Annotated in this window: 14 protein-coding genes; 6 read left to right on the plus strand and 8 right to left on the minus strand. The window is 66.1% G+C overall.

Translation table 11 applies throughout. From position 1 onward, the window contains the following. The first annotated feature begins 32 nt into the window (after nt 1-32). The 5 genes from VK98_RS16720 to VK98_RS16740 all read left to right on the plus strand — a co-directional run bounded on the left by VK98_RS16720 (nt 33) and on the right by VK98_RS16740 (nt 6,439). The gene (locus VK98_RS16720; protein WP_048415097.1) at nt 33-656 is read left to right on the plus strand and encodes a flavin prenyltransferase UbiX; all 624 of its coding nucleotides are present in this window, start codon (nt 33-35) and stop codon (nt 654-656) included. 45 nt (nt 657-701) lie between these two features. Beyond that, complete coding sequence (locus tag VK98_RS16725; protein WP_048415098.1) at nt 702-2,192, plus strand: bifunctional ADP-dependent NAD(P)H-hydrate dehydratase/NAD(P)H-hydrate epimerase; 1,491 nt, start codon at nt 702-704, stop codon at nt 2,190-2,192. A 115-nt stretch (nt 2,193-2,307) separates the two neighbouring features. Then, nucleotides 2,308-3,225 (plus strand): DMT family transporter, encoded by a 918-nt coding sequence (locus VK98_RS16730; RefSeq protein WP_156187911.1) that lies wholly within the window; start codon nt 2,308-2,310, stop codon nt 3,223-3,225. A gap of 77 nt (nt 3,226-3,302) precedes the next feature. Then, a complete protein-coding gene (locus VK98_RS16735; RefSeq protein WP_043591975.1) occupies nt 3,303-4,847 on the plus strand; it encodes a sensor histidine kinase in 1,545 nt (514 codons plus the stop codon). Further along, nucleotides 4,844-6,439 carry a DUF3369 domain-containing protein gene (locus tag VK98_RS16740; protein WP_048415100.1) on the plus strand — a complete coding sequence of 532 codons (1,596 nt, stop codon included), beginning with the start codon at nt 4,844-4,846 and terminating at the stop codon, nt 6,437-6,439. Before VK98_RS16735 ends, VK98_RS16740 begins: the two co-directional genes overlap by 4 nt. A gap of 227 nt (nt 6,440-6,666) precedes the next feature. On the opposite strand, the gene VK98_RS16745 is transcribed toward VK98_RS16740, so the two are convergent. The 7 genes from VK98_RS16745 to VK98_RS16775 form a co-directional block, all read right to left on the minus strand. Next, nucleotides 6,667-7,284 carry a hemolysin III family protein gene (locus tag VK98_RS16745; protein WP_019100472.1) on the minus strand — a complete coding sequence of 206 codons (618 nt, stop codon included), beginning with the start codon at nt 7,282-7,284 and terminating at the stop codon, nt 6,667-6,669. A gap of 216 nt (nt 7,285-7,500) precedes the next feature. Next, the gene (gene adk / locus VK98_RS16750) at nt 7,501-8,157 is read right to left on the minus strand and encodes an adenylate kinase (protein WP_048412768.1); all 657 of its coding nucleotides are present in this window, start codon (nt 8,155-8,157) and stop codon (nt 7,501-7,503) included. 70 nt (nt 8,158-8,227) lie between these two features. Continuing rightward, nucleotides 8,228-9,001 (minus strand): 3-deoxy-manno-octulosonate cytidylyltransferase, encoded by a 774-nt coding sequence (gene kdsB / locus VK98_RS16755; RefSeq protein WP_048412769.1) that lies wholly within the window; start codon nt 8,999-9,001, stop codon nt 8,228-8,230. Further along, nucleotides 8,998-9,180 carry a Trm112 family protein gene (locus VK98_RS16760; RefSeq protein ID WP_048408720.1) on the minus strand — a complete coding sequence of 61 codons (183 nt, stop codon included), beginning with the start codon at nt 9,178-9,180 and terminating at the stop codon, nt 8,998-9,000. The genes kdsB and VK98_RS16760 overlap by 4 nt, the downstream gene beginning before the upstream one ends. Beyond that, the gene (gene lpxK / locus VK98_RS16765; RefSeq protein WP_048412770.1) at nt 9,170-10,189 is read right to left on the minus strand and encodes a tetraacyldisaccharide 4'-kinase; all 1,020 of its coding nucleotides are present in this window, start codon (nt 10,187-10,189) and stop codon (nt 9,170-9,172) included. The genes VK98_RS16760 and lpxK overlap by 11 nt, the downstream gene beginning before the upstream one ends. Nucleotides 10,190-10,193: 4 nt before the next feature. After that, nucleotides 10,194-10,607: a biopolymer transporter ExbD gene (locus tag VK98_RS16770; protein ID WP_048412771.1), complete on the minus strand. Its 414-nt coding sequence runs from the start codon at nt 10,605-10,607 to the stop codon at nt 10,194-10,196. A 2-nt stretch (nt 10,608-10,609) separates the two neighbouring features. After that, on the minus strand, nt 10,610-11,224 hold the full coding sequence (locus VK98_RS16775) for a MotA/TolQ/ExbB proton channel family protein (protein ID WP_048412772.1): 615 nt from the start codon (nt 11,222-11,224) through the stop codon (nt 10,610-10,612). Between VK98_RS16775 and VK98_RS23825 the strand changes: the two genes are divergently transcribed. Further along, nucleotides 11,211-11,573, plus strand: a complete 363-nt coding sequence (locus VK98_RS23825; protein WP_156187751.1) for a hypothetical protein — start codon at nt 11,211-11,213, stop codon at nt 11,571-11,573. The genes VK98_RS16775 and VK98_RS23825 overlap by 14 nt on opposite strands. Nucleotides 11,574-11,662: 89 nt before the next feature. On the opposite strand, the gene VK98_RS16780 is transcribed toward VK98_RS23825, so the two are convergent. Then, nucleotides 11,663-11,908: HAD family phosphatase (locus VK98_RS16780; protein ID WP_048415101.1), on the minus strand; the 246-nt coding region annotated here is incomplete at its 5' end.

The following is an 11,908-nucleotide window of genomic DNA, read 5'->3' on the forward strand; positions in this document are numbered from 1 at the left end:
GTTCGGGCCGCCCCCGCCTACAGGAAACATTCATGCGCCCGATCCAAACCGTCACCGTCGCCCTGACCGGCGCCTCCGGCCTGCCCTACGGCCTGCGGCTGATCGATTGCCTGATCGCCGCCGGCGTCCGCGTCTGGGTGCTGTACTCGCAGGCCGCGCAAGTGGTGGCCAAACAGGAAATGGACCTGACCCTGCCCTCGCGCCCGGCCGAAGCCCGGCAATGGCTGACGCAACGCAGCGGCGCGCGCGACGGCCAGCTGGCGGTGTTCGGCCGCGAAGAATGGTTCGCGCCGGTGGCCTCCGGCTCCAACCCGGCCGACGCCATGGTGGTCTGCCCGTGCTCGATGGGCACGCTGGCCGCCATCGCCCAGGGCAGCAGCGACAATCTGATAGAGCGCGCCGCCGACGTCAGCATCAAGGAACAGCGCAAGCTGGTGCTGGTGCCGCGCGAAGCGCCGTTCTCCGCCATCCACCTGGAAAACATGCTCAAACTGGCCCGTCTCGGCGTTGTCATCCTGCCGCCGTCTCCGGGGTTCTATACTCATCCCAAGACCGTGGACGACATGATCGACTTCGTGGTGGCGCGAATTCTGGATCAGCTCCGCATCGACAATCAATTGACGCCGCGCTGGGGCGAACCCGCCGCGGCGTCCTAGCCAGCCGCCGCGCCGCTTGCGGCCCGGTCAAAGAGGAACCTTGGGATGCCGACACAAGACCAAAGCATTCTCAGCCTGGACGCCTTGCGCCAACTTGAGCGCCAAGCCACCGACGCCGGCTACAACCTGATGCAGCGCGCGGCGATGGCCACCGCCGACTGGGTCAGCCACCATCTGCCCAGCGCGTCCCGGCTGCTGATCTGCGCCGGCCCCGGCAACAACGGCGGCGACGCCTTGTACGCGGCGCTGGAGCTGATGCGCCGCCGCTTCCGCGTCGACGTGCTGGTGCCCACCCAGCCCACCAGCCCGGCCACCTCGGAAGCGCTGCGTGAGCTGGAACAGGCGCAAGGCCATGTGATGTTCGATCTGCCGCGCGACTACCGCGCGCCGCAACTGATCATCGACGGTCTGTTCGGCGTCGGCCTGAGCCGGGACTTCGATCTGGAATGGACCACGCTGATAGACCGCATCAACCAGCTGGGCGGCCCCATCCTCGCCTTGGATTGCCCCAGCGGCCTGGACGCCTATACCGGCGTGCCGGCCAACACCGCGATCCAGGCCAGCCACACCCTGACCTTTCTGTGCCAGAAACCCGGCCTGTTCAGCGCCTCCGGCGCCGATCTGGCCGGCAACGTGGAGCTGGAACTGCTGGACTGCCCGCCCAGGCTGATCCCGGCGGCGGACGGCAGCATCAACCAGCCGGACGTCCGCGCGCTGCTGCGGCCGCGCAACAGCCACAAGGGCCTGTTCGGCACCGTCTGCGTGATAGGCGGCGCGCCCGGCATGCTGGGCGCGGCGCTGCTGGCCGGGCGCAGCGCGCTGGCCTGCGGCGCCGGCAAAGTCCATGTCTGCCCGCTGGACGACCGGCTGCCGGTGGACCCGGTGGTGCCGGAGCTGATGATACACGCGCTGGACGACATCGCCGGCCTGCCCGACGCCGACGTGCTCGCCGTCGGCCCCGGCCTCGGCCAGCAAGAACGGGCCGGCCTCCTGTTGGACCAGCTCATTCTGCAACCGCAGGCGCTGGTGCTGGACGCCGACGCGCTCAACCTGCTGGCCAACGACCACGCCGCCGCCGCTCTGATCGCCAAACGCCAGGCCGGCACCGTGCTGACCCCGCACCCGGCGGAAGCCGCGCGCCTGCTGGGGCAAAGCACCGAGACGGTGCAGAAGGACAGACTGCTGGCCGCGCGCCGGCTGGCCAACCACTTCAACTGCGTGGTGGTGCTCAAGGGCGCCGGCAGCCTGATCGTCGGCCCGGACGGCTTCTACCACCTGAACACCAGCGGCGGCCCGGCGCTGGCGGTGGCCGGCCAGGGCGATGTGCTGACCGGCATCATCGCCGCGCTGCTGGCCCAGCGCATGGAGCCTTTCGAAGCCGCCAGCCTGGCGGTGCACATCCACGGCCTGGCCGGCGACGACTTCGAAATGGAAACCGGCGGCCCCATCGGCCTGTCCGCCTCCGACACCGCCTGGCGCGCCAGCCTGATGCTGAACCGGCTGATTCAGGAGCGCGCTCAGGAGCAGGCGACTTAGAACCCAACCCCAGCAAGCCCCCGGTGAAAATCCATTTGCATTAGAATGGCTCATCGGCGCGCGGGCCGGCGGCATGGCCGTCCCGCGGCCCCTCATCCGTCACCTGGGGATTACCTTGCAGTCACAATCTAAAGCTTACGCCTACGGACTCGCCGCCGTTCTGGCCTGGTCCACGGTGGCCAGCGCCTTCAAAATCAGCCTCGCCCACCTCAGCCCGGCCCAACTCGTGCTCTACGCCAGCGCCGCCTCCCTGCTCTGCCTGCTGGGGCTGCTGGCGGCGCAGGGCCGGCTGCCCGAACTCGCGCCGGCCCTGCGCCGCCATTGGCGCGCCTCGCTGGTCTTCGGCGCGGTCAACCCGGCGCTGTACTACCTGATCCTGTTCCAGGCCTACGCGCTGCTGCCGGCGCAGGAAGCCCAGGCCATCAACTACACCTGGGCGCTGACCATGAGCCTGCTGGCGGTGCCGCTGCTCAAGCAGAAACTGCAGCGCCGCGACATCGCCGCCGCGCTGGTCTGCTATCTGGGCGTGCTGGTGATAGGCACCCGCGGCCAGGTGCTGGAACTGCGCTTTTCCGACAGCCTGGGCGTGGCGCTGGCGCTGGCCTCCACGCTGCTGTGGGCCGGATACTGGATCTTCAACGCCCGCGACGCGCGCGAGCCGGTGATAGGCTTGACGCTCAATTTCGCCTTCTCGCTGCCGCTGAGCCTGGCCTGGTGCGCCTATACCGGGCAGTTGGGCCCGGTCGCCTGGCAGGGCCTGGCCGGCGCCGCCTACGTCGGCGCCTTCGAGATGGGCTTCACCTTCGTCTTGTGGCTGACGGCGATGAAGTTGACGCCCAGCACCGCCCGCATCGCCAACCTGATTTTCCTGTCGCCGCTGCTGTCGCTGGCGCTGATCCACTTCCTGATCGGCGAAGCCATCCTGCCCTCCACCCTGGTCGGCCTGGGCCTGATCCTCGGCGGGCTGGCGCTGCAGAAGCTGGCCCCGCGCGCCAAGCCCGCCGCGGCGCTGAGCGCCGACGGAGGCGGCTAGCTCCGCGCGCATCCGGATTTGGTATTCGCGCCAGAACTGCCTAGGATTCAGTGTGGGCACTTGGAACTGTGAACATAATGAAAAGCATAAAAACCAAATTGATGTTCTGGTTGATGGCCTGGATCACCGCCATTCTGGGGACGACGGGCCTGTTTTCCTATCTGCACAACCAAGAACGCAATGAGGCCGATTACCAATCCCAACGCGCCGCGGTCAAAGCCCGCCTGGCGATGTCGCTGCCGCACAGCGTCTGGCAGCTGGACGACGAAAACGTCAGGCTGACGCTGGACAGCGAACTGAGCTGGCCGTCCATCATCGCCATCAGCGTCAAGGGGGAGTCCGGGCTCAGCCTGGGCCGCAGCCACGACACCGACGGCAGCATCCGCGACATGCCGCCGTCGGAAGAGCCGCGTTCCGACGACATGCTGAACATCCCCATCATCTACCAGGGCAAGGAGCATCTGGGCAACGCCACCGTCTACCTGTCGCGCCAGGCGCTGGCCAAGCATCAGCGCGACCAGCTGATCGAACTGTCCGCCCAGATCCTGCTGCTGGACGTGATGATCTTCATGATCATGTCCTTCAATCTGCAGCGCTTCCTGTTCCAGCCGCTGGCGCGGCTGCAGCAGGCGCTGAACACCGCCATCCGCGCGCCGGACGCCAGCGGCGCCCAAGTCACCCACGTGGCCGACGACGAGATCGGCGGCATCGTCAACGGCTTCAACCGCATCGTGGCGCGCACCGCCGGCGACCTGGCCAAGCGCACCGAGGCCGAAGCCGTGGCCCGCGCCGAACGCGACCGCGCCGAAGAGGCCTACCGCCAGTTGATGGAGGCGCAGCAAACCCTGGTGGAAACCGAGAAGATGGCCTCGCTGGGCAGCCTGGTGGCCGGCGTCGCCCACGAGATCAACACCCCGGTGGGCATCACCCTGACCACCGCCTCCCACCTGGGCACAGCCACCAGCCACATCATCGAGAAAGTGGACGGCGGCACCGTCAAGAAAAGCGACTTCCAGGCTTACCTCGACACCGCCAAGGAATGCAGCGACCTGATCCTGTCCAACGCCGAGCGCGCGGCCAATCTGATCCACAGCTTCAAGCAAGTGGCGGTGGACCAGACCAGCGAAGCGCGGCGCAGCTTCCAGCTGCAGGATTATCTGAACGAAGTGATCACCAGCCTGAAGCCGCGCTTCAAGCACGCCAACACCACCATCAGCGTGCAGTGCGAGGAAGACATCCTGCTGGACAGCTATCCGGGCTCCTTCGCCCAGGTGGTCACCAATCTGATGGTCAACTCCCTGGTGCACGGCTTCGAAAACCGCAGCAGCGGCAAAATCCTGATCGAAGCCCGGCGCAACAACCCGCATTACATCACGCTGACCCTCAGCGACGACGGCAAGGGCATTCCGCCGGAAAACCTGAGCCGGGTGTTCGACCCCTTCTTCACCACCCGCCGCGGCAGCGGCGGCAGCGGCCTCGGGCTCAACATCGTCTACAACATCGTGCGGCAACGCTTGGGCGGGTCGATCGAGGTGCACAGCGAAGTGAACAAAGGCACCACCTTCACCATCACCATGCCCTGCTCCGCCCCGGTCAATCAGAGCAAGGAGAACATAGCATGAGCGACACCACCAACCAGGAAGAAGACTGGCTGCTGGACGATGACGCTCCGTCTGCGGCTTCTCCCGCGGCCGGCGCAGGCGACGGCCGCCATCCGTGGAAAATCCTGATCGTCGACGACGAAAAGGACGTGCACACCGCCACCCGCATCGCGCTGCGCAACATCCGCTACAAGGAGCGTCCGCTGGAGCTGCTCAGCGCCCATTCCGGCAAGGAAGCCTACGAAGTGGTGCGCCAACACCCGGACATCGCGCTGATCATGCTGGACGTGGTGATGGAAAGCGAGGACGCCGGCCTGAAGCTGGTGCACCAGATCCGCCAGGACTTGAAGAACGGCCTGGTGCGCATCGTGCTGCGCACCGGCCAGCCCGGACAGGCGCCCGAGCAGGAAGTCATCCTCAACTACGACATCAACGACTACAAGACCAAGACCGAACTGACGGTGCAAAAGCTGTTCACCACCATCATCTCCTCCTTGCGCGCCTACGAAAACCTGCTGTCGCTGGAAAAGAACCGCCAGGGCCTGTCCAAGATCCTGGAAAGCGCTTCCGATCTGTATCAGCTGTACTCGCTGCGCGAGTTCGCCTCCGGCGTGCTGCGCCAGATCAGCGCGCTGCTGGACATCGGCAGCGACGGCATCCTCTGCGTGCGCAACGACAACAGCAACGGCCGGCCGGAACTGGAAATCCTGGCCGCCTCCGGCAACTACGAATCGCTGGGTCAAAGCGGCGACCTGACCCCCTTCCCCGAGCTGGAGCAAGTGATCCTGCGCTCCTTCGCCGAGAAGCGCAGCATCTACCAACACCCTTACGACGTGCTCTACATCACCTCGCGCAACGGCCGCGAATTCATCATCCACTTCACCCCGCAATGGCCGCTGGAGGAAGTGGAGCGCGATCTGCTCGACGTGTTCTGCCAACGCATCTCCGCCGCCTACGACAACCTCTACCTCTACAGCCAGCTGCGCAGCGCGCAGGAGGCCACGGTGGTGGCGCTGGCGGATCTGGCGGAATTCCGCGACACCGACACCGGCAACCACGTGTTGCGCGTGCAACGGCTGACCGACGCCATCGCCGGCCAGATGCGCGACAACGGCGCCTATCCGGAGCTGATGGGCAAGGAATTCATGGACATGGTGGGCATGGCCAGCATCCTGCACGACGTGGGCAAGGTGGGCACTCCGGACCACATCCTGTTCAAGCCGGGCAAGCTGGACCCGGACGAGCGGGTGATCATGGAACAGCACGCCACCATAGGCGCGCAGATACTGGCCAGATCGGCCAGCATGGTGGAAGGCATGAGTTATTTGTCGCTGGGCTCGGAAATCGCCGGCGGCCACCACGAGCACTTCGACGGCAACGGCTATCCCAGAAAGCAGAAGGGGCAGGAAATTCCGCTGTCGGCGCGCATCGTCGCTGTGGTGGACGTGTTCGACGCCCTGCTCAACAAGCGGCCCTACAAGGAGCCGTGGACGCTGCACGACACCATGGACTACATCTCCGGCCGCGCCGGCAGCCAGTTCGACCCGGAAGTGGTGCGCGCGCTGGAAACCCTGGTCAAGGAACGCAAGCTGCAGGACTTGCCGGACGAATGAACGCCGCGGAAGCGGAGCCGGCAGCAAACAGGGCGAAACCAGCGGACTTCAAGCCGGTTTCGCCCTTCTTCCCGCGCGCCGTCCTGCTCCGCCTCTCAGAGCCTGTTCAAAGTCTCGCGAGCTAGAGCGGGACAAGGCGAAAACCGCTGAGAAAGCGGAACCTGCGGATGATAGGTGACCGCGCTCCCCGCGCCGCTGACGCAGCGCGGCGGACTTTGCGCAGCGTCTCAGGCCACGTAGAACAAAACGCTGACAAACTGGCAGACGCTGCCGCCCAGCACGAATAGATGCCAGATGCCGTGGCCGTGGCGGATTTTCTCGTCGTTGAGGAACCAGTAGATGCCGACGCTGTACAGAATCCCGCCCAGGGCCAGCCAGAACAGCCCGCCGCTGGGCAGCGACTCAATCAGCGGCGGCAGCGCCACCAGCACCAGCCAGCCCATCACCACGTAGAGAATCATCGACAGCAGCCGGGTGCGCCGTCCCAGCGTCAGCTCCTGAATGATGCCGAACACGGCCAGGCCCCAGCTGACGCCAAACAGGCTCCAGCCCCAGGCGCCGCGCAGGGTCACCAGCGCGAACGGCGTGTAGCTGCCGGCGATCAGCAGGTAGATCGCCGAATGGTCGCACTTCTGCAGCACCGCCTTGGCGCGGCCGCGGAAGCTGTGGTACAGCGTGGAGATCAGATACAGGGCCACCAGCGTGGCGCCGTACAGGCTGAAGCTGACCACCTTCCAGGGGTCGCCCTCGCGCGCGGCCATGGTCACCAGCACCACCAGGCCGGTAATGGCCAGCAAGGTGCCGATCAAATGGGAAATCCCGTTGAAACGTTCCCCGTGATACATAGGTATTATCCTTGCGCCGGCATCGCTCCGGCTTGACGTGCAAAAACTTTTGGAGCCGCTAGCGGGCTCCGGGTTCAATTGTCCGCCTGTTGCCGCCGGCGCGCCAGCCCTTTCTCGACGCGCCAAAACAAAAGCGGGCCGCAGGCCCGCTTTTGCTTACACGGCGAATCCGGCGCCTGTCGACGATCGCTCAGCGGATCGCCAACCGGCCGCGGCTCAGACGCCCAGCGCCTTCAGCACCTCGTCGCGCACGGTTTCCACCGCGCGGGTGCCGTCGATCTTGATGTATTTCGGCGCCTTGGCGTCGCCGCTGGCGGCGCGCTCGCCGTAGAAGCCCACCAGCACCGCGGTCTGTTCGTGGTAAACCGCCAGACGCTTCTTCACGGTTTCTTCCCGGTCGTCGTCGCGCTGGACCAGCTCTTCGCCGCTCACATCGTCCTTGCCGGCCACTTTCGGCGGGTTGAAGCTGATGTGGTAGGTGCGGCCGGAGGCCAGGTGCACGCGGCGGCCGGCCATGCGCTCGACGATGGCCGCGTCCGGCACGTCGATCTCCACCACGTAGTCGATGTCCACGCCGGCGGCGATCATCGCCTCGGCTTGCGGGATCGTGCGCGGGAAGCCGTCGAACAGGAAGCCGTTGGCGCAATCCGCGTCGGCGATGCGCTCCTTGACCAGGCCGATGATGATGTCGTCGCGCACCAGGCCGCCGGCGTCCATGATCGCCTTGGCTTCCAGGCCCAGCGGCGTGCCGGCCTTGACCGCGGCGCGCAGCATGTCGCCGGTGGAGATTTGCGGGATGCCGAATTTTTCCTTGATGAAATTGGCCTGGGTGCCTTTGCCTGCGCCAGGCGCCCCCAACAGGATCAGTCGCATGAAGATCGCTCCGTCAATTTGAATAAGATGATTTGATATCGAAATCCGGGCCGCGCCGACGCGGCCCGGCTTATGGCTTCCGTCCGTCGCCCAGCAAGCGGCGCACTCGCTCCAGATCCTCCGGCGTGTCCACGCCGGCCGGCGGCGCGGACTCGACCACGGCCACCTTGATGGCGAAGCCGTGCCACAGCACCCGCAACTGCTCCAGCGCTTCGAAACGCTCCAGCGGCGCCGGATCCAAACGGTTATAGGTCTTCAGAAAACCCGCCTGATAGGCGTACATGCCGATATGCCGCAGCACCGGTAGGTCCGCGGGCAGCGCGCTCGCATCCTGTGCGAAGGCGTCGCGGGCATAGGGAATCGGCGCGCGGCTGAAATACAGCGCGCGGCCGGCGTGGTCCAGCACCGCCTTGACCACATTGGGATTGAACATGTCGGCGGCGTCGCGGAACGGATGCGCCAAGGTCGCCACCGGCGCGTCGCCGGCGGCCAGCAGCGCCGCCAGCCGGTCGATCAAGGCCGGATCGATCAAGGGCTCGTCGCCCTGAACATTGACCACGATCTCATCGTCGGCCAGGTTCAGCGCCTGCGCCACTTCGGCCAGCCGGTCAGTGCCGCTGGCGTGGTCGGCGCGCGTCATCAGCGCCTCGACGCCGTGCGCGCGGCAGGCGGACAGCACATCCTCGTGGTCGGTGGCCACGATCACCCGGCTCGCGCCGCTCTTGGCCGCCTGCGCGGCGACCCGCGCCACCATGGGCATGCCGGCGATGTCGGCCAGCGGCTTGCCCGGCAAGCGGCTGGACGCCAGGCGCGCCGGGATCACCACGCAAAAGCCGCGGCTCATTTTATCTCTTCTTCCGGCGCCAGCTCGCGGGCCTCGGCTTCCAGCATCATCGGGATGCCGTCCTTGATCGGGTAAGCCAGCCGGTCGCCCTTGCAGACCAGTTCCTGCTTGGCCTTGTCGAAAACCAGCGGACCCTTGCACAGCGGGCACACCAGGATGTCCAGGAATTTAGCGTCCATGTTTTATCTTCAGTCGATCCAGAATCCAAGCGCTCAGATCAGGCTCCAACTCCGCCTGAACCGGCAAAACCCATAGTCTAGCACGCTGCGCTGCATCATGAATCACCCGCCGCAGCTTGACCGCGTCCTTGCTGGTGACGATCACCGCGTCCACGTCGGCCGGCAGGTCGGCGGCCTCGAATTGATGATGGTCGGGCCAGGCCAGGCACAGCTCCGGCCGCAGGCCCAAGCCGGCCAGCGTGTCGAAAAAGCGCTGCGGATGGCCAATGCCGGCCATCGCCGCCAACTTCAGGCCGGCGAAATCCGCCGCCGCCCGCGTCTCCTCCGGCGCGTCCAGCCGCTGCAAAGCCGCCGGGCGCAAGCGCATGGCGAAGCGCCGCGGCCCGGCCGGCAAGTCCAGTCCGGCGTCGCCGCCGTTGACCACCACCGCGCCCGCCGCGGCCAGCCGCGACCACGGCTCGCGCAAGGGACCGGCCGGCAACAAGCGCCCGTTGCCGCCGCCGCGCGCGCCGTCCAGCACCACGATCTCCAGATCGCGGCGCAGCCGGTAATGCTGCAGCCCGTCGTCGGTCAGAATCAGTTGCACATCAGGGTGCAGCGCCAGCAGATGGCGGCCGGCGGCGACGCGGTCGCGGCCCACCACCACCGGCGCGCCGCCGGCGGCCAGCAACAGCGGCTCGTCGCCCACCTCCTCCGGCGCGCTGTCCGGCCGCACCAGCGTGGGCTGGCGATGACTGCCGCCGTAGCCGCGGCTGATCACGCCCGCCTTGACGCCTTCGCCTTGCAAATCGCGCAACAGCCCCAGGGTCAACGGCGTCTTGCCGACGCCGCCGACATTGATGTTGCCTATCACCACCACCGGCGCGTCCAAGCGCTCGGCGCGCAGCCAGCCGCGGCGATAAGCCAGCCGCCTGGCCGCCGCCGACAGGGCAAACAGCCCTTCCAGCGGAGCCAGAAGGGCTGTCAGCCACCAGCGCGGCCGATACCATTGCCGTTCTATCCAATGCATGCGGCTATTGCGAACGGGTGGCGAAAGTCAGTTGGTTGAGCCCGGCCTCGCGCGCCGCCTCCATCACCGTCACCACTGATTGGTGCGTGGCCTTGGCGTCGGCGTTGACGATGACGATCACATCGGTCTTGCCCGCGGCGTCGTCCTTCAGCTTGTTCAGCAGCGCCGCCTTGTCGCCGGCGGCCAGCTTGGCCTCGCCCACCGCCATCTCGCCGTTGGCGGCCACCGCCACGGTGATTTCCGACGACTTGGTCTTGGCCTGCTCGCCCTGGGCGGCCGGCAGATTGATCTTGAGTTCGGCGAACTTGGAATAGGTGGTGGTGACCATCAGGAAGATCAGGATCACCAGCAGCACGTCGATCAGCGGAATGAAGTTGATCTCGGGCTCTTCGCGACTGCGGCCTCGGCGGAAATTCATGCTCAGCCCCCGTTTTTACGCTCGCCGTGCAGCACTTCCACCAGCTTGACCGCCTGCGACTCCATCTCCACCAGCAGACCGTCCACCTTGGAGCGGAAATGGCGATAGAACATCATGCTGGGAATCGCCACGATCAGGCCGAAGGCGGTGTTGTACAGCGCGATGGAAATGCCGTGCGCCAGCGCCTGCGGGTTGTTGCCGGCCGGCGACTGCGAGCCGAAGATCTCGATCATGCCTATCACCGTGCCCAGCAGGCCCAGCAAGGGCGCCATCGCGGCGATGGTGCCCAGCGTGGTCAGCAAGCGCTCCAGCTGGTGCGCCACCACGCGGCCCTCGTCCTCGATCGCTTCCTTCATCACTTCGCGATTGCCGCCGACGTTGCGCAGACCGGCGCAGAACAGGCGGCCCAGCGGCGAATGTTCCTGCAGCTTGCGCAACAGCTCGTCGCTGGCGCCGGCGCGGCGGTATTCCTGCAAGGCCTGCCCCAGCAGGCCCTCCGGCGCCACGCTGCTCTTTCTCAGGCTGAACAACCGTTCAAAGATAATCGCCAGCGACACGACCGAGGCGGCGATGATGGTCCAGATCGGCCAGCCGGCCGCTTCAATGATTGACCACACGAGGAGGTTCTCCGAAAAACGATTGCAAACACTAGGGTCTGCCGCGCCGGTTTCACCTTGGCGAAACCCGGCGCGGCAGACCCTGAACTTTAGCGGCATCCATGCCGGTTCAGCAACCGGCGTCGCGGCGCGCGCTCATCGCCGCGACCGCAAACAGGCGCTTAGCGGCGAAAACTACGCAGAGTTGTCAACAAAGCCGCCTAAACCCATCTTTTATAAAGGCTTTCGAATTCTCGCCCTATTTCGTCGGCGGCGCTCGAAACTCAACTTGACGAAAGCCCCGCCAGGCAAGGCTTTCAAGCAAATCTATCAATTTCGCGACCGCGATTGGGGGCTGCCGCTTTTTTAACCTTTGCCAGCAAAAGCCAAGCCCCGGCAAGCGATCCACACAGTTATCCACAAGGTTATTCAGCCGCCGCTGTGGATAATTGCCGCGCCTCAATCCCGCAGCGAAATCACGCGCCAGCCCTGCTGCTCGGCGTGGGCGCGCAGGGTGTCGTCCGGATCCACCGCCACCGGATGGTCGACCAGCTTCAGCAGGGGCAGATCGTTGTGCGAATCGCTGTAGAAAAAGCTCTGCCCGTAGCTGTCCATGCTCAGGCCGCGCTCGTCCAGCCACTGCTGCAAACGGGTGATCTTGCCCTGCTGGAAGCTGGGCACGCCGCTGACGCGGCCGGTGAAGCG

Source organism: Chromobacterium sp. LK11, from assembly GCF_001043705.1.
In the GTDB taxonomy this organism is placed as follows: domain Bacteria; phylum Pseudomonadota; class Gammaproteobacteria; order Burkholderiales; family Chromobacteriaceae; genus Chromobacterium; species Chromobacterium alkanivorans.